Origin of the sequence: Streptomyces axinellae (genome assembly GCF_039532135.1) — a bacterium.
Classification (GTDB): Bacteria; Actinomycetota; Actinomycetes; order Streptomycetales; family Streptomycetaceae; genus Streptomyces; species Streptomyces axinellae.
This window is the reverse complement of the sequence record NZ_BAAARJ010000004.1, coordinates 233,498-254,317: the sequence shown is the minus strand read 5'-3', so window position 1 is coordinate 254,317 and position 20,820 is coordinate 233,498. Positions and strand designations below refer to the sequence as shown.

General features: G+C 70.8%; 14 protein-coding genes. 7 read left to right on the top strand and 7 right to left on the bottom strand.

Going from position 1 to position 20,820, the window contains the following annotated elements; genetic code table 11:
• The first annotated feature begins 40 nt into the window (after positions 1 to 40).
• Positions 41 to 1,270, top strand: a complete 1,230-nt coding sequence (locus ABD339_RS07580; RefSeq protein ID WP_344563491.1) for a styrene monooxygenase/indole monooxygenase family protein — start codon at positions 41 to 43, stop codon at positions 1,268 to 1,270.
• Between the two features lie 95 nt (positions 1,271 to 1,365).
• Here the strand turns inward: ABD339_RS07580 and ABD339_RS07575 are convergent, their stop codons facing one another.
• The gene (locus ABD339_RS07575) at positions 1,366 to 1,836 is read right to left on the bottom strand and encodes a MarR family winged helix-turn-helix transcriptional regulator (protein ID WP_344563489.1); all 471 of its coding nucleotides are present in this window, start codon (positions 1,834 to 1,836) and stop codon (positions 1,366 to 1,368) included.
• A 272-nt stretch (positions 1,837 to 2,108) separates the two neighbouring features.
• On the opposite strand from ABD339_RS07575, the gene ABD339_RS07570 reads away from it, so the two are divergent.
• The gene (locus ABD339_RS07570; RefSeq protein WP_344563487.1) at positions 2,109 to 2,975 is read left to right on the top strand and encodes a lysozyme; all 867 of its coding nucleotides are present in this window, start codon (positions 2,109 to 2,111) and stop codon (positions 2,973 to 2,975) included.
• Positions 2,976 to 3,047: 72 nt separating this feature from the next.
• Here the strand turns inward: ABD339_RS07570 and lon are convergent, their stop codons facing one another.
• The 3 genes from lon to ABD339_RS07555 all read right to left on the bottom strand — a co-directional run bounded on the left by lon (position 3,048) and on the right by ABD339_RS07555 (position 6,509).
• Positions 3,048 to 5,480, bottom strand: a complete 2,433-nt coding sequence (lon, locus tag ABD339_RS07565) for an endopeptidase La (RefSeq protein ID WP_344563485.1) — start codon at positions 5,478 to 5,480, stop codon at positions 3,048 to 3,050.
• 230 nt (positions 5,481 to 5,710) lie between these two features.
• A complete protein-coding gene (locus ABD339_RS07560; protein WP_344563484.1) occupies positions 5,711 to 6,121 on the bottom strand; it encodes an RNHCP domain-containing protein in 411 nt (136 codons plus the stop codon).
• Position 6,122: 1 nt separating this feature from the next.
• On the bottom strand, positions 6,123 to 6,509 hold the full coding sequence (locus ABD339_RS07555; RefSeq protein WP_344563797.1) for an RNHCP domain-containing protein: 387 nt from the start codon (positions 6,507 to 6,509) through the stop codon (positions 6,123 to 6,125).
• Between the two features lie 411 nt (positions 6,510 to 6,920).
• Here ABD339_RS07555 and ABD339_RS07550 point away from each other — a divergent pair, with 411 nt between their 5' ends.
• The 4 genes from ABD339_RS07550 (at position 6,921) to ABD339_RS07535 (ending at position 13,834) form a co-directional block, all read left to right on the top strand.
• Positions 6,921 to 7,685, top strand: coding sequence for a spermidine synthase family protein (locus tag ABD339_RS07550; protein WP_344563483.1), 765 nt, complete (start codon positions 6,921 to 6,923; stop codon positions 7,683 to 7,685).
• A 68-nt stretch (positions 7,686 to 7,753) separates the two neighbouring features.
• On the top strand, positions 7,754 to 8,548 hold the full coding sequence (locus ABD339_RS07545; RefSeq protein ID WP_344563481.1) for a response regulator transcription factor: 795 nt from the start codon (positions 7,754 to 7,756) through the stop codon (positions 8,546 to 8,548).
• A 23-nt stretch (positions 8,549 to 8,571) separates the two neighbouring features.
• Positions 8,572 to 9,696 carry a HAMP domain-containing sensor histidine kinase gene (locus ABD339_RS07540; RefSeq protein ID WP_344563479.1) on the top strand — a complete coding sequence of 375 codons (1,125 nt, stop codon included), beginning with the start codon at positions 8,572 to 8,574 and terminating at the stop codon, positions 9,694 to 9,696.
• Positions 9,697 to 9,934: 238 nt separating this feature from the next.
• Positions 9,935 to 13,834 carry a multifunctional oxoglutarate decarboxylase/oxoglutarate dehydrogenase thiamine pyrophosphate-binding subunit/dihydrolipoyllysine-residue succinyltransferase subunit gene (locus tag ABD339_RS07535; protein ID WP_344563477.1) on the top strand — a complete coding sequence of 1,300 codons (3,900 nt, stop codon included), beginning with the start codon at positions 9,935 to 9,937 and terminating at the stop codon, positions 13,832 to 13,834.
• Positions 13,835 to 14,285: 451 nt separating this feature from the next.
• On the opposite strand, the gene ABD339_RS07530 is transcribed toward ABD339_RS07535, so the two are convergent.
• Positions 14,286 to 15,014 (bottom strand): ArsR/SmtB family transcription factor, encoded by a 729-nt coding sequence (locus ABD339_RS07530; protein ID WP_344563475.1) that lies wholly within the window; start codon positions 15,012 to 15,014, stop codon positions 14,286 to 14,288.
• 56 nt (positions 15,015 to 15,070) lie between these two features.
• Here ABD339_RS07530 and ABD339_RS07525 point away from each other — a divergent pair, with 56 nt between their 5' ends.
• On the top strand, positions 15,071 to 15,766 hold the full coding sequence (locus tag ABD339_RS07525) for a flavin reductase family protein (RefSeq protein ID WP_344563473.1): 696 nt from the start codon (positions 15,071 to 15,073) through the stop codon (positions 15,764 to 15,766).
• A gap of 555 nt (positions 15,767 to 16,321) precedes the next feature.
• On the opposite strand, the gene ABD339_RS07520 is transcribed toward ABD339_RS07525, so the two are convergent.
• Both ABD339_RS07520 and fxsT read right to left on the bottom strand, forming a co-directional pair.
• On the bottom strand, positions 16,322 to 17,620 hold the full coding sequence (locus ABD339_RS07520) for a hypothetical protein (RefSeq protein WP_344563471.1): 1,299 nt from the start codon (positions 17,618 to 17,620) through the stop codon (positions 16,322 to 16,324).
• A 158-nt stretch (positions 17,621 to 17,778) separates the two neighbouring features.
• Positions 17,779 to 20,790, bottom strand: a complete 3,012-nt coding sequence (fxsT, locus tag ABD339_RS07515; protein ID WP_344563469.1) for an FxSxx-COOH system tetratricopeptide repeat protein — start codon at positions 20,788 to 20,790, stop codon at positions 17,779 to 17,781.
• Between the last annotated feature and the right edge of the window lie 30 nt (positions 20,791 to 20,820).

Sequence of the window (20,820 nt, the reverse complement as noted above, 5' to 3'; positions counted from 1 at the left end):
CACCCGCGTACACGTACGAACCGACGAAGAGAGCGCCGCCATGCGGAAGATACTCATAGTGGGGGCCGGGCAGGCCGGCCTCCAGCTCGCCCTCGGACTCCAGCGGCACGGCTACAACGTGACCGTGATGTCCAACCGCACGGCGGACGAGATTCGGCACGGGCGGGTCATGTCGACCCAGTGCATGTTCGACATCGCGCTCCAGCACGAGCGGGACCTGGAGATCAACTTCTGGGAGAGCCAGGCCCCGAAGATCGGGAAACTCGGCGTCTCCGTCGCCGCGCCCGACCACTCCAAGGCCATCGGCTTCCTCGGCCGGCTGGACGGGTACGCGCAATCGGTGGACCAGCGGGTGAAGATGGCCGGCTGGATGGAGACCTTCGCGCAGCGCGGCGGCCAGTTGGTGATCCACGGCGCCGCCGCCTCCGACCTCGACTTCTTCGCCCGCAACTACGACCTGGTGCTCGTCGCGGCGGGCAAGGGCGAGTTGGTGTCACTGTTCGACCGGGATCCGGAGCGCTCTGCGTACACCTCGCCGCAGCGCGCGCTGGCAGTCTCGTACGTCAACGGTGTGGAGCCGCACCCCGAGAGCCCGGAGGCCGAGGCCGCGTTCTGCGGCATGGTCCCCGGCGTCGGCGAGTTGTTCGTGATTCCGGCACTCACGACGACGGGCCGGGCCGACATCCTCTTCTGGGAGGGCGTACCCGGTGGGCCGCTGGACGCGTTCCAGGACCTCAAGGACCCCCAGGAGCACCTGGCCAGGATGCTGGAGCTGATGGCGGAGTATCTGCCCTGGGAGTACGCGCGCGCCAAGAACGCCGAACTGACGGACGCGGGCGGCACGCTGGCGGGCCGCTACGCGCCGACCGTGCGCAAGCCGGTCGGGCGGCTGCCCGGTGGCGGCCTGGTGCTCGGGGTCGCCGACGTGGTCGTCGCCAACGATCCGATCACCGCCCAGGGCTCGAACGCCGCTTCCCGCTGCGCCGCCTCCTACCTCGGCTCCATCCTGGAGCGGGGAGAGGGCGACTTCGACGCGGAGTGGATGCGCGACGCGTTCGACCGGTACTGGGAGATGGCCCGGCACATCACGAAGTGGACCAACGCGATGCTGGCGCCGCCGCCCGAACATGTGCTGCGGGTCATCGGGGCCGCCGGGGAGATTCAAACTGTCGCCGACCGGTTCGCCAACGGCTTCAACGACCCCTCGGACTTCGAGGAGTGGTTCTTCGACCCGGAGAAAGCCGACGCGTACCTGTCGCAACTCGGCTGAGGCGCCGTCGCCCACGCCCGCCCCGCCCCGTCCTTACCCTCTGTCCGCCCCGCCCCATTCACTCTTCCCGGCTCCGCTCCCCCTCCTGGCTCGGCCTATTCCTCCTGCTCCGCCGTGACGTTGAGGCGATGCAGGAGGCGGGCGAGTTCGGCGATCTCTCCGCGGTCCCAGGCGGCGAGTTTGCGGGCGTAGGAGAGGCGGCGGGCGTCCCGTACGTGGGTGAAGCGGTCGCGCCCTTCCTCGGTGAGCCGCACCAGGGAGGCGCGCCGGTCGCCCGGGTCCGGTACGCGGTCCACGAGGCCGAGGGCCACGAGCGCGTGCAGTTGCCTGCTCATCGTCGCCTTGCCCACCCCGAAATACGCCGCCAGATCCGTCGCCCGCTGCGGGCCCGCGTCCTCCAGGCGTACGAGGAGGCCGTATGCGGCGGGCTCCAGGTCAGGGTGGACCTGCCGCGCCATCTCGCCGGAGGAGGCGCGGGCCCGGCGGAGGAAGACCGCCAATTCGCGCTCCACGTCCAGGCATTCGGGTCCGAAGAGCCCGGCGGGATCTGTGTCGGCCTTGTGCACGTCAGCGCCCTCTCCGGCGTTTTCGGTGAAGAAACTTTCTGTCAGCGTCCGCGATCGTCGCAGCTCTTCCAGTATTTCGCAGGATTAGACCAACGGCAGACGGCAGACCACCTTCCGCACGCCCGGTCTACGCGCGTACCTTCAGCCTGACATGACCACACCAGTGGGCATGACCCCTCCCGCGCGTCGCGGCATGTAACCCCCCACATAACGGCATACTTCGCACGTACGCACGTACCAGACCCCCACCACCAGAGGCTCCGGAGGCAGCAATGCCCAGCTTCAGATCCGGTACGGCCCGTCGCAGACGCGGAATCGCGGCTGTCCTCGGGATGATCGTCTCCCTGCTCGCCCTCGTCCTGGCCCTGCCGGGCGCCGCCTCCGCGGCCCCAGGGGACAGTTCCAAGGCCCAGCTCAAGCACGGTGAAGCCTGGATGGGCGCGGGCATTCAGATGCACGAGGGCGACAGGAGCGACGGCACCCCGCCCGACGAGGAGCGCGCGGGCCTGACCGCGACGGTCCACGGGGTGGATGTCAGCAGCCACCAGGGCAACGTGGCCTGGTCAACCCTGTGGAACAGCGGCGTCCGCTTCGCCTACGTCAAGGCCACCGAAGGCACCAGCTACAAGAACCCGTACTTCGCCCAGCAGTACAACGGCTCGTACAACCAGGGCATGATCAGGGGCGCTTACCACTTCGCCACCCCCAACTCCTCCAGCGGCGCCACGCAGGCGAACTACTTCGCCGGCAACGGCGGCGGCTGGAGCAAGGACGGCAAGACGCTGCCGGGGGTGCTCGACATCGAGTACAACCCCTACGGCGCGACCTGCTACGGCCTGAGCCAGAGCGCGATGGTCAACTGGATCAAGGACTTCACCAACACCTACAAGGCCAAGACCGGGCGCGACGCGGTGATCTACACCACCACGAGCTGGTGGACGCAGTGCACCGGCAACAGCGGCGCCTTCGGCAACACCAACCCCCTGTGGATCGCCCGCTACGCGTCCACGCCCGGCACGCTCCCGGCCGGCTGGGGCTTCTACACCTTCTGGCAGTACACCTCCACCGGCCCGACCGTGGGCGACCACAACTACTTCAACGGGGCAATGGACCGGCTGCAGGCCCTGGCCAACGGCTGAGCCCAGCCGCCCAGGTCACGAGTGGCCCCCGCCAGGAAGGCGGGGGCCACTCTCACTCACCGGGCGCGTCCGTCACGCCGCGACCGGTGTCTCCCGGGCGGGGGTCTGCGCGGGGGTCAGGGCCAGTTCCAGGACCTGGCGGACGTCGGAGACGGGGTGGACGTCGAGGCCGTCCAGCACCTCCGCGGGGACGTCGTCCAGGTCGGGCTCGTTCCGCTTGGGGATGATCACGGTGGTCACCCCGGCGCGGTGAGCCGCCAGGAGCTTCTGCTTGACGCCGCCGATGGGCAGCACCCGCCCCGTCAGTGAGACCTCGCCGGTCATCGCCACCTCGGGCCGCACCTGGCGTCCGCTGAGCAGCGAGGCCAGGGCCGTGGTCATGGTGACACCGGCGCTGGGTCCGTCCTTGGGCACGGCTCCCGCCGGAACGTGCAGGTGGATGCCGCGTTCCTTCAGGTCGCCGACCGGCAGTTCCAGTTCGGCGCCGCGCGAGCGCAGGTAGGAGAGCGCGATGTGCGCGGACTCCTTCATCACGTCGCCGAGCTGTCCGGTCAGGGTCAGGCCGGAGGCGCCCGTCTCGGGGTCGGCCAGGGACGCCTCGACGAAGAGCACGTCGCCGCCCGCGCCCGTGACGGCCAGGCCGGTGGCCACGCCCGGCACCGCGGTGCGGCGCTCGGCCGGGTCCTGCGCGGACTCGGGGGTGTGGTGCGGGCGGCCGATGAGGGCGCGCAGCTCTTCGGTGCCGACGAGGTAGGGCAGCTCCAGCTCACCGAGCTGCTGCTTTGCCGCCACCTTGCGCAGCACCCGCTGGACGGCGCGCTCCAGGCTCCGTACACCCGCCTCGCGGGTGTATTCGGCGGCCAGCTTGCGCAGGGCCTCCTCGTCGAAGGTCACCTCGCCGCTCTCCAGCCCCGCGCGTTCCAGCTGGCGGGGCAGCAGGTGGTCGCGGGCGATGGTGATCTTCTCGGGCTCGGTGTATCCGTCGAGCTGGACGACCTCCATACGGTCGAGCAGCGGCTGCGGGATGGATTCCAGGACGTTGGCCGTGGCGAGGAAGACCACGTCCGACAGGTCGAGTTCGACCTCCAGGTAGTGGTCACGGAAGGTGTGGTTCTGGGCCGGGTCCAGGACCTCCAGCAGCGCGGCTGCCGGGTCGCCGCGGAAGTCGGAGCCGACCTTGTCGACCTCGTCCAGCAGGACGACCGGGTTCATGGAACCCGCCTCCTTGATGGCGCGCACGATGCGGCCGGGCAGGGCTCCGACGTAGGTGCGCCGGTGGCCGCGGATCTCGGCTTCGTCGCGGACGCCGCCGAGCGCGACGCGCACGAACTTGCGGCCCATCGCGCGGGCCACGGACTCACCCAGCGAGGTCTTACCGACACCGGGCGGACCGGTCAGCGCGAGCACCGCTCCGCCGCGCCGCCCTCCGACGACGCCGAGACCCCGCTCCTCGCGCCGCTTGCGGACGGCGAGGTATTCGGTGATGCGCTCCTTGACGTCCTGGAGGCCGGCGTGGTCCTCATCCAGTACGGCCTGGGCGCCGGTGATGTCGTAGGCGTCCTCCGTGCGCTCGTTCCAGGGCAGTTCCAGGACGGTGTCGAGCCAGGTGCGGATCCAGCTGCCCTCGGGGGACTGGTCGCTGGAGCGCTCCAGCTTGTCCACTTCCTTGAGGGCGGCCTTGCGGACCTCCTCGGGCAGGTCGGCGGCCTCGACGCGGGCGCGGTAGTCCTCGCCCTCGGCTCCCTCGCCACCGGGGGCACCGTTCAGCTCGGCCAGTTCCTTGCGGACGGCTTCCATCTGACGGCGCAGCAGGAACTCGCGCTGCTGCTTGTCCACGCCCTCTTGGACGTCCTTGGCAATGGACTCCGCGACGTCCTGCTCGGCCAGGTGTTCGCGCAGTGCCTCGGTGGCGGCCTTGAGCCGCTCGACGGGGTCGGTGGTGCGCAGCAGCGTCAGCTTCTGCTCGGTGCTCAGGAACGGGGAGTACCCGGCGTTGTCCGCGAGCTGGGAGACATCGTCGATCTGCTGCACCCGGTCCACGACCTGCCAGGCCCCGCGCTTGCGGAGCCAGTCGGTGATGAGTGCCTTGTACTCCTTCATCAGCTCGGTCACGGCGCCGGGCAGGGGGTCGGGCACGGACTCGGAGATCTCGGTGCCCTCGACCCACAGCGCCGTTCCGGGACCGGTGGTACCCGCGCCGATGCGGACGCGGCGCAGGCCGCGGATGAGCGCACCGGGGTCGCCGTCGGCGAGCCGCCCGACCTGCTCCACGCGGCCGAGGACGCCGATGTCCGCGTACTCCCCGTTCACCCGGGGAACAAGCAGCACCCGCGGCTTGTCCCCCTGGGGTGCGGCGGTCCGCGCGGCCTCCACGGCCGCGCTCACGTCACTCTCCGAAAGGTCCAGCGGCACCACCATGCCCGGCAGCACGACGCCGTCTCCCTCGGCGTCCAGCGACAGCACGGGCAGGGTGAGAGGGGTGAACTCCGGGGACGCAGTAGCCATGATCTCTCCCTCGGCAAGCAACTTGAGTAATACCCACTCAATGCTTCTGAGGGCAGGGTTGTTCCCCGGACTGCGGCAGGGGGTGTTCGCCGTGAGCGATCAGCCCGCGACGGTACGGGCGAACCGCTGCCGGCCCCCGCGGAACGGGCGAACCGCTGCCGGCCGCCACGGTGCGGCGGCCGGCAGCGGCGAATCGGTCCGGCGGCGGGTGACCGGCCGGGCCGCGACCGCTACAGCGAGAGCAGCGCCCGGACCGGAACCCGGGAGTCCGAGAGCGGCCGGACGGCCATGCGGACCAGCGCCAGCGCGTTGTCGTCCCCCGCGATGCGATTGGCGCTCAACTCGCCGCAGGTGTGGCAAAGGTGGATCAGCATCCACTCGCCGTCGTCCCGCGCCGACAGACACAGCGCGGTCATCCGCCCCCGGCACCCGGCCGCCCGGTCGCCGGGCACCCGCCGGTCCACATGCAGGCTCGTCAGACAGTGCGGGCAGTGGTTGCGGTGCGCGGTGCCGGGTGCCGCCATGGGGACATCCAGGCGGCAGCCCACGCACCGGAACGTCCCGCCCTGCTCACCGGGCAGTTCGCGCGCGGGCGTCTTGCGCCGCTGGGGACGTGCGGGACGGGTGTGGCGTCTGGCCATCTCACACCTCGCCGAACACTTCGAGCGGGAAGGGCGGCTGGGCCAGCGGACGCACCGCCAGCCTCATCAGGATGAGGTGGTTGTCATCCGGTGAGACCGGGCTGGAGGTCAGCTCGTCACAGCGGACGCAGCGGTGGATGACCCGCCAGTCCCCGCCGCGCAGCACGGCGATGGCGATCGGACTCATCCGCGAACGGCAGTCCGAGGGCCCGCCCTCGACGTGGTCGGTGACGTGCTGGGAGTACAGACAGCTGGGGCAGTGATGACGCGGTTCGCCGTCGGGGCCGAACTGGGTGACGGTCAGCCCGCAGCGTACGCAGGTGAAGGTGTTGGTCCGCAGGGACGCCGCCGCCGTGGAGGCGGGGCGCGCGGAACCGGAGTCGCTGATGGACACCGGAGGTCTCCTTGCTGGGAGCGGATTCTCAGGGCAGCAAGGGAGCGCCGAGCGGTCCTCGATCGGATTCTGGCTCAGGCACCACGCCGGGTGGGGACCTGATGAGGCGCGCTCGGCGCTTGCCGGAACATCAACACCGACTTTCCAGGGTGCGGGCACCCGTGAGGGAGAAACGACAGAGGTACGGGAGGGATCGGCAGGACCGTAACAATGGGCCGTCCGACGGCGCGACGGGTTTTCCGCGCGCCCCCGGACCTCCGATCCCCGCCCCCTCCGCCCCCGCGCCCCCGCTCTCCGCCGAGCCCCACCGCGAGTCACCGTCACCCGTCGCGGGTCCCCCGGCACCCGGCACCCCTCACCCGAAGCCGATTGCCCCGCCGCCCCGCCCGGGCTCAGGATGGCGGCATGCCCGACCACGCGCACCATCCCGACCGGACCTGGCCGACGCGCCCTTCGTCCGGGGCCGAGCCCGTGCTGCTCGACCGCCGTGAGGGCCCGTACGGCGAGGTGGTGTTGCGCAGGCGGGGCGAGCAGCACGAGATCATCGCCAATGGGTGCTTCCTGATGGACACTTCCGACGGCCGCTCCGAGCGGCTGCTGGTCCGCGCCGCGCTGGCCGAGCTGAACAGCCCGGCCGAGCCCTCCGGCCCAAGGCGCCCGGGCAGGCGGGAGCGCCCGCATGTGCTGATCGGTGGGCTCGGCGTCGGCTTCTCGCTCGCCGAGGCGGCGGCCGAGCCCCACTGGGGCCGCATCACCGTGGTCGAGCGCGACCCCGCCATTCTCGACTGGCACCGCACGGGCCCGCTGGCCGCCGTCTCACGCGACGCGCTCGCCGACGATCGCACGGCGTTGGTCCGGGAGGACCTCGTCGCCCACCTGCGGCACATTTCCGGTACGGAGTGCCAGTACGACGCCATGTGCCTGGACATCGACAACGGCCCGGACTGGACGGTCACCGACGACAACGCCGGCCTCTACTCCCCCGAGGGCCTCGCCGCGTGTCTGCGGGCCCTCACTCCGGGGGGCGTACTGGCGCTCTGGTCGGCCCGGCCGTCGTCCGCATTCGAAGGTTCCCTGCGGAATGCGGGGTTCTGCCGTGTTCGGACCGATCAGATCCCGGTCGCCCGAGGCGTCCCCGACGTGGTTCATCTCGCTGTACGACCGGCGTAGCCGAGGCCCGTAGCAGGCCCTTACGCTGCATTCCGAAGAAGCCGGAAAGAGCCATAGGGCGGGGTCGCATGGACCAGAAGAACACCACTCAGACACCTGGCGGAGCTGCCGCCGCGACCACCCCCGGCGCCCAGCGGCGCATCCTGGTCGTGGAGGACGACCCGACCATCGTGGACGCCATCGCCCGACGGCTGCGCGCGGAGGGCTTCCAGGTGCAGACGGCCGGTGACGGGCCCGCCGCCGTGGACACCGCCGAGGCATGGCAGCCCGACCTGCTCGTGCTCGACGTCATGCTCCCCGGCTTCGACGGCCTGGAGGTCTGCCGCCGGGTCCAGGCCCAGCGCCCGGTGCCCGTGCTGATGCTGACCGCGCGGGACGACGAGACGGACATGCTGGTCGGCCTCGGGGTCGGCGCCGACGACTACATGACCAAGCCGTTCTCCATGCGGGAGGTGGCCGCCCGCGTGCACGTCCTGCTGCGCAGGGTCGAGCGCGCGACGCTGGCGGCGCACACCCCCCGCAGCGGGATACTCAGGCTCGGGGAGCTGGAGATCGACCACGCCCAGCGCCGGGTGCGGGTGACCGGCGAGGATGTCCACCTGACCCCGACGGAGTTCGACCTGCTGGTGTGCCTGGCCCACTCCCCGCGCGCCGTCCTCTCCCGTGAGCAGCTGCTGGCCGAGGTGTGGGACTGGGCCGACGCCTCGGGCACCCGCACGGTGGACAGCCACATCAAGGCCCTGCGCCGCAAGATCGGCGCCGAGCGCATCCGCACCGTCCACGGGGTGGGCTACGCGCTGGAGACCCCGGCTCCCGGCGGCGCCGCCGCGCCGGTGACCGGTGCCGCGGCCGACGGTTCCTGAAGGGCGGGGACGGACGGCGCGTGATGACCGTTTCCCAGGGTGGCTGGCAGCGCGCCGCGACCCGGCTGTGCAGCAACGCGTGGAACCGCCTGTGGGAGGGGCTGCGCCCGCTGGATCCCTACCGTTCCGTGAAGGCCGCGCTCGGCGCGCTGGTGATCCTCTCCGTGGTGATCACCACGCTGCTGGCGCTGTTCGCCATGCAGTCCGCGACCGAGCTGCGGGTCATCACGATCATCTCGATCGTCGCCTCGCTGCTGGTCACCCAGTTCGTGGCCCAGTCGCTGACCGCGCCACTGGATGAGATGACCGACGCCGCCAAGGCGATGGCGCACGGTGACTACTCGCGCCGGGTACGCGGCGGGCGGCGGGACGAGTTCGGGGAGCTGGCGGAGAACTTCAACCGGATGGCGGCCGACCTGGAGGCCGTGGACCAGCACCGCAAGGAGCTGGTGGCCAACGTCTCGCACGAGCTGCGCACCCCGATCGCCGCCCTGCGGGCCGTGCTGGAGAACGTCGTGGACGGCGTCTCGGACGCCGACCCGGAGACGATGCGCACGGCCCTCTCGCAGACGGAGCGGCTGGGCCGGCTGGTGGCCCACCTGCTGGACCTCTCCCGGCTGGACAACGGCGTGGTGCCGCTCCACTCGCGCCGCTTCGAGGTGTGGCCGTACCTTGCGGGCGTGCTCAAGGAGGCCAACATGAGCAAGGGCTCGGGGCACGCCCGCAAGGACGTCCATCTGCACCTGGACGTCTCCCCGCCGGAGCTGACCGCCTACGCGGACCCCGAACGGCTGCACCAGGTGGTGGCCAATCTCATCGACAACGCGGTCAAGCACAGCCCGCCGCACGGCCGTGTCACCGTCCGGGCCCGACCGAGTGAGGGGGCCGGGAGCGAGGGCAGCTTGGAGGTCGAGGTGCTCGACGAGGGGCCCGGCATCCCCGAAGCCGAGCGGCACCGGGTCTTCGAGCGGTTCAACGGCGCCCACAGTGCCGAGGCACTGGGCGGCGCGGGCGGCGGCACGGGGCTGGGCCTGGCCATCGCGCGCTGGGCGGTCGATCTGCACGGGGGCTCGATCCGGGTGGCCGAATCTCCCCGCGGCTGCCGCATCCAGCTCACCCTTCCGGGCGCGGACCGTCACCAGGGTTGACGTACGGTCACTGACGTAGAGTCGCTGGTGAGCCGCCTGGACGCGGAACGGGGGCACTCCGGTTGCACCGCAGGTGCAAAACCGTGAGTGATTCCCGCCAAATCCAGGGCTGAAACCGCGCCTTTGATGTGACTTGCGCGACCAAGAGGCGGCCCGGACTCCACCAATCGTCCGGAGACGAGTAGCCTTTATTTCCGCTGTCCACCATCTAAGGAAGCGGAAGAGGGCGGTTGCCGCCGTGTCGTCACAGTCCCCCAATAGCTCACCGAGCACCTCTGCGGAACGGAAGGACGCGCAGGGCACAGATCCTGCCGCCACGTTCGGACCCAATGAGTGGCTCGTCGACGAGATCTACCAGCAGTACCTCCAGGACCCCAACTCGGTAGACCGAGCCTGGTGGGACTTCTTCGCTGACTACCAGCCGGAGTCCTCCGACGGGGTCGCGGCGCCGGACGGCGCCGGTACCCCCCGGGACACCTCCCCGGCACCCGCGCCCAGCGCCGCCGCCAAGCCGGCTCCGGCTCCTGCCGCGGCCGGGCAGGGCGCCACCGAGGCCCCCGCGCAGCGGCAGGGCGCGCCCGCCCCGTCCGCGAGCGCTCCGGCCCAGCCGGCGCCCGCGAGCGGCGCACCGGCTGCCAAGCCCGCCGCCCAGGCCCCGGCCAAGCCGGCGCAGCCGGCTCCGTCCGGTGGCGCCAAGGCAGCACCGGCCAAGGCCGCCGGGGCGGGCGACAAGGCCGGAGAGACCCCCGCCGAGGGCCCCGAGTACGTGGCCCTGCGCGGCCCGTCGGCGGCCGTCGCGAAGAACATGAACGCCTCCCTGGAGCTGCCCACGGCCACGTCCGTGCGCGCCGTCCCGGTGAAGCTGCTGTTCGACAACCGCATCGTCATCAACAACCACCTCAAGCGCGCCCGCGGCGGCAAGGTGTCCTTCACGCACCTCATCGGCTACGCGATGGTGCAGGCGCTGAAGGCGATGCCCTCGATGAACCACTCGTTCACCGAGAAGGACGGCAAGCCCACCCTGGTCAAGCCGGACCATGTGAACCTGGGCCTGGCCATCGACCTGGTGAAGCCGAACGGGGACCGTCAGCTGGTCGTCGCCGGTATCAAGAAGGCCGAGACGCTCACGTTCTTCGAGTTCTGGCAGGCGTACGAGGACATCGTGCGGCGCGCGCGGAACAACAAGCTGACGATGGAGGACTTCTCCGGCGTCACCTGCTCGCTGACCAACCCGGGCGGCATCGGCACCGTGCACTCGGTGCCGCGTCTGATGCCGGGCCAGGGCCTGATCATGGGCGTCGGCGCGATGGAGTACCCGGCGGAGTTCCAGGGCACCTCCCAGGACACCCTCAACCGCCTGGGCGTCTCCAAGGTCATGACGCTGACCAGCACCTATGACCACCGCGTCATCCAGGGTGCCGCGTCGGGCGAATTCCTGCGCCAGGTGGCGAACCTGCTGCTGGGCCAGAACGAGTTCTATGACGAGATCTTCAAGGCGCTGCGCATCCCCTATGAGCCGGTCCGCTGGCTCCAGGACATCGACGCCTCGCACGACGACGACGTCACCAAGGCGGCCCGGGTCTTCGACCTGATCCACTCCTACCGGGTGCGCGGCCACATCATGGCCGACACCGACCCGCTGGAGTACAAGCAGCGCAAGCACCCCGACCTGGACATCACCGAGCACGGGCTCACCCTGTGGGACCTGGAGCGGGAGTTCGCGGTCGGCGGTTTCGCCGGCAAGTCGATGATGAAGCTGCGCGACATCCTGGGCGTGCTGCGCGACTCGTACTGCCGCACCACCGGCATCGAGTACATGCACATCCAGGACCCCAAGCAGCGCAAGTGGATCCAGGACCGGGTCGAGCGCTCCCACGCCAAGCCGGAGCGCGACGAGCAGCTGCGCATCCTGCGCCGCCTCAACGCGGCCGAGGCGTTCGAGACCTTCCTCCAGACGAAGTACGTCGGCCAGAAGCGCTTCTCGCTTGAGGGCGGCGAGTCCGTCATCCCCCTGCTGGACGCGGTCATCGACGCGGCGGCCGAGTCCCGGCTGGACGAGTGCGTGATCGGCATGGCCCACCGCGGCCGGCTGAACGTGCTCGCGAACATCGTGGGCAAGCCGTACGCGCAGATCTTCCGGGAGTTCGAGGGCAACCTCGACCCGAAGTCGATGCACGGCTCCGGCGACGTGAAGTACCACCTGGGCGCCGAGGGCACCTTCACCGGCCTGGACGGCGAGCAGATCAAGGTCTCGCTCACCGCCAACCCCTCCCACCTGGAGGCCGTGGACCCGGTCGTCGAGGGTGTCGCGCGGGCGAAGCAGGACATCATCGGCAAGGGCGGCACGGACTTCACCGTCCTGCCCGTCCAGCTGCACGGTGACGCGGCCTTCGCGGGCCAGGGCGTGGTGGCCGAGACGCTGAACATGTCGCAGCTGCGCGGCTACCGCACCGGCGGCACGGTCCACATCGTCATCAACAACCAGGTGGGCTACACCGCGGCGCCCGAGTCGGCGCGCTCGTCGATGTACTCCACCGACGTGGCCCGGATGATCGAGGCCCCGATCCTCCATGTGAACGGCGACGACCCCGAGGCCGTCGTGCGGGCGGGCCGGCTGGCCTTCGAGTACCGCCAGGCGTTCAACAAGGACGTGGTCATCGACCTGATCTGCTACCGCAGGCGCGGCCACAACGAGACCGACAACCCGTCCTTCACCCAGCCGCTGATGTACCACCTGATCGACAAGAAGCGCTCGGTGCGCAAGCTGTACACCGAGTCGCTGATCGGCCGGGGCGACATCACCCTGGAGGAGGCGGAGCAGGCGCTCCAGGACTTCCAGGGCCAGTTGGAGAAGGTCTTCACCGAGGTCCGGGACGCAGCCGCGACCCCGCTCCAGGCGGAGGTTCCGGTTCCGCAGGCCGAGTTCCCCGTGAGCCTGGACACCGCGATCTCCCAGGAGGTCGTCAAGCGGATCGCCGAGTCCCAGGTCAACCTCCCCGACCGGGTCACCGTCCACCCCCGGCTGCTGCCGCAGCTCCAGCGGCGGGCGCAGATGGTCGAGGACGGCACGATCGACTGGGCGATGGGCGAGACACTGGCCATCGGTTCCCTGCTGATGGAGGGCACCCCGGTCCGTCTGTCGGGCCAGGACTCCCGGCGCGGCACCTTCGGCCAGCGGCACGCGGTGCTCCTCGACCAGCAGTCCGGGGACGACTACACCCCGCTGCTGTACCTCTCGGACGACCAGGCGCGCTACAACGTCTACGACTCGCTGCTGAGCGAGTACGCGGCGATGGGCTTCGAGTACGGATACTCGCTGGCCCGGCCGGACGCGCTGGTCATGTGGGAGGCGCAGTTCGGCGACTTCATGAACGGCGCGCAGACGGTGATCGACGAGTTCATCTCGTCCGCCGAGCAGAAGTGGAACCAGACCTCTGGTGTCACCCTGCTGCTGCCCCACGGCTACGAGGGCCAGGGCCCGGACCACTCCTCGGCCCGGATCGAGCGCTTCCTCCAGCTGTGCGCGCAGAACAGCATGACGGTCGCGATGCCGTCCCTGCCGTCGAACTACTTCCACCTGCTGCGCTGGCAGGTCCACAACCCGCACCACAAGCCGCTGGTCGTCTTCACCCCGAAGTCGATGCTGCGGTCCAAGGCGGCGTCCTCGAAGGCGGAGGAGTTCACGGCCGGCGGCTTCCGCCCGGTCATCGGTGACGCGCTCGTGGACAGCGGCCAGATGGACCCGGCCGACGTCCGCAAGGTCGTCTTCTGCTCCGGCAAGGTCTACTACGACCTGGACGCCGAGCGGCAGAAGCGCGGTGTCACGGACACGGCCATCATCCGGCTGGAGCGGCTCTACCCGCTGCCCGGCAAGGAGATCCAGTCCGAGATGGCCCGCTTCAGCGGCGCGGAGAAGTTCGTCTGGGCCCAGGAGGAGCCGGCCAACCAGGGCGCGTGGCCGTTCATCGCGCTCAACCTGGTCGACCACCTCGACCTGATCATCGGCTCCGAGCCGGTGCCGAACGCGGACCGGCTGCGCCGGGTCTCGCGTCCGTCCTCGTCCTCGCCCGCCGTGGGCTCGGGCAAGCGGCACGCGGAGGAGCAGGCCGAACTGGTCCGGCAGGTCTTCGACATCTGAGGCCGCGGGGTGCCGACCGGCCGTCCGGCACCCCGGGACAACCGAATGAACCGGATGCCCCCGTCGCACGCGCGGCGGGGGCATCCGGCTGCCCGGGAGCGGGGGTACGGAGGGCCGGGAGCAGCCGGGCCCTCCCACGCGCGGCCGGGCCCGCGGTCGGCGGGGTCTTCACCTCCGGCTCGGCGCGGAGCTGGGGGACGGGCCTGAAGCGCGGAGTGTGGTACTTCGGGGCGGCCTTGCCGCCGCGGTGCGGCAGGTGCTTCCGGCGGGTGCTTCACAGGTGGGGCAGTCGAGCTGCTCGACGGCGGCGCCCGGGTGGGCGAGCTGTGGGCATGTCGCAGAACCTACCGTGCGACGCTTTACGGGAAGGCTGTTCTGCGAGAGGCCGCGAGAACGCGGTTCACGGGCACATCGGACACGATTCGGCGGGGCCGCGGCTTGTCGGAACTCCTCATTTCCGCGAAAGGAGTAGTTCCGACAAGCCGAGATGGCGGCGGAATTCCTGTCGGCCGAGGGGGGTGACTGCGACTGCGCGCCTGGAACCGACGGGAGTGATCCAGCCTGTGTCGAACGCGTGACTGCACAGGGCGGCACCCACGGCGCCGGCCAGGTGGGGGCGGCGTTCGGTCCAGTCCAGGCATGACCGTACCGACGGTCGGCGCGTGCCGGTCGGGACGGTGATGCCGAGGTCTTCGAGCCAGGTCGCTCCGGCGCTGGTGAGCCCGAGTCCGTGCTCCAGGTCCAGCAGCCTTCGTTCGATCATCGCATCGGTGATGGCGACCCCGACGGTCCCGGCAAGGTGGTCGTAGCAGGTGCGCGCGTGGGCGAGGGCCTGTCGGCGGCCGGCCGCCGACAGGGAACGGGGCGTCGGGGAACGCTCGGGCGCCATCGCGGCGAGGCTCTCGACCAGCTCGGCGACATGCGGACCGGCCAGACGCACGTAGCGGTGGCGGCCCTGCCGTTCCTCGGCCAGCAGGTTTCCGCGGACGAGCGCGTGCAAGTGCTCAGTCGCGGTTGAGGGCGCCACCCCTGCATGACGTGCCAATTCCGTCGCTGTCCAAGCCCGGCCGTCGAGGAGGGCCAGACAGAAGCCTGCCCGCGTGCCGTCGGCCAGAAGCTTCGCCACGGTAGCCAGGTCGGGACCGGCTACATGTGCGCGCTGCATGTCCATGCGGTCCATTGTCCCCGGTTTCACTTCGGCCCCGGCCGAAACAACCGGCCCCTAGGCTGCTCGCCATGAAGACGGCACCTCCCAGCACCCTGCCCGCACAGACAGTCGCCACCCACCTGGAGATCGAGCCGAGCATCCTGTACTTCGGGACGCCAGTGGTGCTCCTGTCAACGGAGAATCAGGACAGCTCGTTCAACCTCGCCCCGATATCCTCCGCATGGGCCCTCGGGCGGACGGTCGTGATCGGACTGGGCCGTGAGGGGCAGACCGCGTACAACCTCGGCAGCCGCCCCGATCTGGTCATCAGCCTGCCGGCCCCCGCCCAGTGGTCGGCGGTGGAGCGGCTGGCGCCACTGACCGGCCGGAATCCAGTACCCGCGACCAAGCCCAAGGGCTGCCGCTTCGAGCCGGACAAGTTCGCCGCAGCCGGCATGACCAGCGAACCGTCCCATCTGGTCCGGCCGCCTCGCGTCGCCGGATGCCCGATACAGCTGGAGGCCCGCGCCAAGCGGGTGCAGCCGGATGTCTCCGGGGATTTCGTCATCGTCGAGGCCGTCGTGTGCAAGGTGCACGCCGACTCCCGCATCGTCGTTCCGGGCACCGACCACATCGACCCCGCCGCGTGGAGCCCCCTCATTTACAACTTCCGCCACTACTTCGGACTCGGCTCGGAACTCGGCCACTCCTACCGCACCCAGACACCCCGCGACTTCGGGGGGCCTGCCGCAGAGCCCGCGCTCGCCGAGACAGCGCCCAACTGAGATCAGGCGGGCCTGGCCGAAGCCGGCGACGGTCAGGTCCTGCTCGCGCAGCGGGGGTCAGCCCTTCCGCGCGGTGCGGCTTCAGCGCAAGGAGGCCCGTCTCCGGGTCGATGACCGGGCTCTCGTGGTCCGGGTATCCGGCGTCCGCCGCGGCGGCGGCGGCGCGGAGCTTGTTCTCCAGCTGTCGGCGGAAGAACCGCGCGTCGAACTCGGCGGTCTCGCCCGGCTCGCACAGCCCGACCTCCACCAGGTAGTCGGTCGGCTTCTCCCGCACCACCTCCCAGGCCAGCAGATGCTCATCCCTGTCCGTCGCCCCGGCCGCCCACCCCAGCTCGTCACGAGCCGGTGAAAAGAACAGATGCGGCTCACGCGTGGTGATCAGCCGCTTGAACCGCGGCTACGCGGTCCTTTCGATCGAGGTCGCAACCCGCCCCCGGTCCCGAGGCGAGGGTCAACGTCGCCACCGACGACGCCGAGCCGATCGGGTGACGGGCCGGGCGCTCAGAGCTTCGAGATCAACTAATTGCCTCTTTGACGCGTATCCGGGTCACACCCCTAGAGCTTCAGCGTCGCGAGCAGGGGCTTGTTCATCGGGTTACCGCTCTGGTTGACCTGCATGAGCCCGGCCCCGATGACCTTCCGGGTGCCGGGGATCGGGGCGATCCGCTCGAACCAGAGCGACTGGCGGGCGTGTTCGGTGATGCCGCCGGTGCTGGGCAGCTTGCTCCAGGTGGTCCTGCGGCACTCGCCGTCGGCGGTGAAGTGCAGGCGGTTGAGGTAGATCAGTCCGCCGTGCCCGTCCTGTACGGGGTCCTGGCCTCCGGTGCAGCCCGCCGAGGGGCCCTTCTCCTCGCTCCAGCGGCTGCCGTTCCAGCGCAGGGCGAGGGACTTGTCGTCCGGCTCGTCCTCGGTCTCGCCATGGTTGAAGGACAGCTGTCCGTACGCGAACACCTTGTCCCTGGAGATGGCCACGACCCGCTTCAGACCTGCCTCGGCCTCCGCGGGCTGCGGGTCCGGGAAGCGGAAGGCCGGAAGGCCGGCGAGCTTCCAGCCGCGGCCGTCCCAGTGCATGGCGGCGGGCTGGGAGAGCTGGTCCCGGTCCACGCCGGAGCCGCTGTCGCGCCGGCCGACCGCCCACAGGTCGTCGCCCGAGGTGCCGTCGAGGTCCTCGGCCTGCGCGGGCATGGGGACGGTCCGCCACCGCTTGCCGTCCCAGTGTTCGGCCTTCCCCCCGGCCAGTACCCACACATCGTCGGGGCCGAGGACCTCAAGGTCTGCGACGATCCCCTCGGGCCCCGAGGGGATCCGCTGCCAGCGGGTGCCGTCCCAGCGGACGATGTGCGCGGCGCCGCGGTCGCTGTCGGGCGAGCCGACGAGCCACACGTTCTCGGAGCTTCCGGAGGTGCCGGGGCCGTCGGTGCCGGAGGTGCCGAGCCGGGCGTTGAAGACGCCGCCGTCCAGCTCCGGGGGCATCTCGCGGCGCTGCCAGTGGTGGCCGTCGTAGTGGAACAGGTGCTGCTGCGCGGCCGTGGAGGTGCCGTTCTCCTCATAACCGGCCGTCGCCCAGATGTCGTCCGCCGCCGGAGCCACCACATCGGTGAACTTGCCCTGGCCGCCACCGGCGACGTCCTCATAGGCCCAACGCGGCCCCTTCTTCGGCGAGGACGACGAAGCGGAACCTGAAGCGGAAGCAGATGCGGAGGCAGAATCGGAGGCCGACCCGCCGGAGGACTCCTCGGTGCCGCAGCCGGCCACCAGCCCGCCGACGAGCAGAGCGAGCAGGGCGAGCAGGGTGAACGGGCTGCGCCGGGCGGGCAGGCCGCGTACGGGTGGCGCGGCCGTGGTCCTTCTCACCGCTGTCCGCTCCCCCTGCCGCGTGGTCCCTTCCGGCCGCACCGGCCGAAGTCAGCAGCGTACTCCCGGGACAGGCGGCGTGACCCGGGCCCCAGGCCCACCGGCCCCCAGACCCATGTCCGCACCGGAGGGCCTGGGGCGCACAAGCGGCGTCCGGACTAGCCCAGGTACGGCTCGTAGTCCCAGTAGGGGCGGGCGCGTTGGCGGGCCGCCAGGGTGTGGTGGTGCTGGGCGCCCAGCGAGCGGGTGAGCCGGTCCAGAGCCTCGGCCTCCACCTCGTATGCCTCCTCGCGGCGGCGCAGGGAGCGCAGGTCGCAGGCCGTCGCGATCATGCAGGAGAGGGTGAGCGGGTGGTCCTCGCCCAGTGTGGCGCGGGCCCGGTGGAAGGCGTCCTGGCTCAACTCGTGGGCGGTATCCAGAGATTCGCTCATGTTGCGCCCGCCGCTGGTGTTCAGCGCGCAGCCCAAGGTGGCGGGGTGGTCGGGTCCCAGCAGCGAGGTGAGCCCGGCGAGGGCCTGTTCGAACATGGTGAGCGCGCCGTCCCGGTCGCCCTCGGCCTGGAGGATGAGGCCCACGTTGGACTGCATCGCGGTGGAGACCGGGTGGGCGGGACCCAGCAGCGCGCGGAAGCCGTCCTCGGCCTCGGTGAGCAGTTCGCGCGACAGCTCCAGATCGCCGTGCTCGCGCAGGAAGTTGCCGTAGTCGGTGAGCAGCGCCAGCGTGGAGTAGTGGCCGCGGCCGTGCACCTGCTCCTGCTGTTCGAGCAGGGCCGCCATGGCGGTGGCCATGTCCTGGCGCGAGGTGCCGGCCCGCCGCTGGCACAGCAGCAGGTTGTGCCGGGCCAGTAGGGTCTGCGGGTGCTGTGGGCCCAGCACTTGGAGGTGCAGCCGCATGCCCAGGTCCTGGCGGGCGACGGCCTCCTGGTAGCGGCCCATCATGCGCAGGTCACGGGCGCAGGCGTTGCCGGAGGAGAGGGTGTTGAGGTGACGGGCGCGCAGCACCTGTTCGCGCTTGCGGAGGGTGTCCAGGTCGGTCTCGTACGCGTCCTCGTAGCGGCCCAGCAGGCGCAGCCCGACGGCGAGGTTGTGCTGGGCCAGCAGACTCGTCCACTCTGCCGGCCCGTACAGACCTCGGGAGACTTCGACCACCTCCTCCTGGAGGGTGAGCGCCTCGTCGTACTGCCCCAGCAGACGCAGGTCGGAGGCCAGGCAGCTGGTGGCTTCCATGACGGCTTCCTCGTCGGCGCCCGGGGTCTCCCGCAGCCGCTCCAGGCGGGCGCTGTCGAGGCTCTGCGCCTCGCGGAAGCCCCCGGCCATGCGCAGCAGGTTGCCCTGGAGGGTGGTGAGGGTGTGCAGCGGCAGGTCGCCCGCGCCGAGGAAGCCCTCCCATTCCTCCCGGATGCTCTCGGCCAGCTCGATGCCCAGCGTGTATTCGCCGCTGGCGTAGCAGTACCGCAGGCAGTTGAGCAGCATTTCCTGGACGCGCCGCTCCTTGCTGGCGGGCGCCGCCGCGGCCAGCAGGTGCGGGAGGAGTTCGGCGTAGCGGCCCCACTGGCGGCTGTCGTTGGGCGCGCCGGGGTCGGCCTCGACCAGCAGGCGGTGGACGGAGTCGCGGTAGGCGTCGTTCTCCCGGCCCTGGGTCAGTTCGCTGATGACGCTGTGGACGACCTGGTGCATGTGCACTGAGTCCTCCTGGTCGTCGTCGCCGACGGAGGGGCCACGGGATTCGCGGGTGAGCACCGAGTAGTTGACCAGGGAGTCCAGGGCGCGGGCCCAGCCGGCCCGGTCGGTGCTGATCCACCGCAGGTGTTCGGGGAGTTCGGCGGAGGGGATGCCGCGCGCGAGGCCCAGCGGGATGCGTCCGGGTGAGAAGACCGCGCACAGGGAGAGGAGTTCGACGGCGCGCGGCTCCGACTTGCGCAGCTTGTTGAGCAGCAGCGACCAGGAGGTGAGGGAGGAGTAGGGGTAGTCGTCCGGCATGGAGCGGTTGTCGAGCCGGGTGAGCCCCACGCCGCGCACCATGCGCAGGTATTCGGACACCTCCATGCCCTCCTCGCCGAGCCAGGCGGCGGCCTGGGCGAGCTGGAGGGGCAGGTCCTGGAACTCGCCGGCGACCTGGTCGGCCTCCTCGACGGTGATGTGCGGGGCCCGGCGCATGAGGTAGCCGGTGGACTCGGCGCGGCGGAAGCCCGAGATGGCCCTGATGTCGGTGCTGGCACGCCAGTTCTGGTTGCGGGAGGTGATCAGTACGTGCCCCGTGCCGCCCTGGGGGAGGTAGGTGGCGGCTTCCTCCGGCTCCTCCCAGCCGTCGAAGATGAGCAGCCAGCGTCCGGAGGGTTCGTTTCTGCGCAGCGCGTCGCGCACGGCACGCACCCGTTCGCCGACCTCGGCCACCCCGCCGAGCCCCAGTTCCGAGGCGAGGGAGCTGAAGGTGTCGCGCTGGGTGTTGCGCTGGTCGCAGTTGACCCACCACACGACGTCGTAGTCCGGTGCGAAGCGGTGCGCGTACTCGGCGGCGATCTGGGTCTTGCCGATGCCGGCGGTACCGACGAGAGTGCACACGGCGGCGCCGTGCTCGGCGTCCATGAGCTGCTGCTGGAGGTCGCCGAGGATCACATCGCGGCCGGTGAAGCGGGCGTTGCGGCGGGGGATGTCGCCCCAGACACCGGGCGGGTCGTTGGGGTAGCGGCTGGCGTAGGCGGGCAGCGGGGTCCGGGAGCGGCGGGCGCGCAGCCCCAGCCGGTTGAGCAGCCGGCGTTCGGCCTCCTCCTCGCCGACGCCCCACAGGTTGACCGGCTCCAGCACGGCGGTCGCGGGCAGCAGTTCACGGTTGGTGAGGTTGACGGCGGCGAACCGGCCGGCGTTGTCCGCGACGTAGCCGCGCAGCACCGCGTTCCAGTCGGCCTCGGTGCGCGGACCGAGTTGGAGGAACACGTCGCTGATGACGAGCAGGACCCGCCCGCTGGCGAGCTGGAGGTCGCCGAGCGCCTCCGCGAGGGGCTGGTCGCGGTCGGGGTCCCAGCGCTGGAGGGTGGTGCGGTGGCCGTGGCTCTCCAGCCGGTGGGCGATCCAGGTGCCCCATGCCCGGTGGTAGCCGGGAAAGACCACCACGAAGTGCTCGGACTCGTGCCCGGCGCCGCCGCCCTGAGTCTGTTCCCGCTGAGCGACCATGCGTTCGTTCTCCCTCGTCCAGCAGCCGCG